Source organism: Candidatus Symbiothrix dinenymphae (assembly GCF_001431085.1).
In genome coordinates, this window is record NZ_BBRU01000313.1 from 1 (window position 1) to 523 (window position 523).

Consider the following 523-nt stretch of genomic DNA (forward strand, 5'->3'; position numbering starts at 1 on the left):
GCAATGACGGTTCGGGCTTGCAGCCCGTAATGACGGTTCGGGCTTTCAGCCCGCAATGACGGTTCGGGCTTTCAGCCCGTAAATTCAACATCCAACCAATCTTCCGACCACGACCGGGGCTTGCCCCGCAATCCCGCATCCCTACGAGATGCGCCCCCGACTCCCCCCTGAGGGGGGCTGGGGGGCGACTAAACTCTAAACTCTAAACTCTAATAACTAAACTCTATTTTTAAAATTCCATCCGAAAAGTGGTGCCTCGCCCTATTTCGGATTGCGCCACGTAGATTTTGCCGCCCTGATAGGATTCGATGATGCGCTTGACGAGGGAGAGTCCCAAGCCCCAGCCGCGTGCTTTGGTGGTGTAGCCGGGTTGGAAGACGGTTTTGAACTTCGATTTGGGGATGCCTTTGCCTGTGTCGGATACTTCCACGATGGCTTTTTCGCCTTTTTGGACGGTTCGGATGATGATTTTGCCTTTTCCGTCCATCGCGTCCACGGCGTTCTTAATCAGGTTTTCCAACAC

1 protein-coding gene is annotated in these 523 nt (G+C 54.1%); it reads right to left on the reverse strand.

All coding sequences use genetic code 11. From position 1 onward, the window contains the following. Positions 1–229: 229 nt before the first annotated feature. Positions 230–523, reverse strand: a 294-nt coding sequence (locus ASC50_RS03880; protein ID WP_158648390.1) for a sensor histidine kinase, incomplete at its 5' end; no start/stop codon positions are given.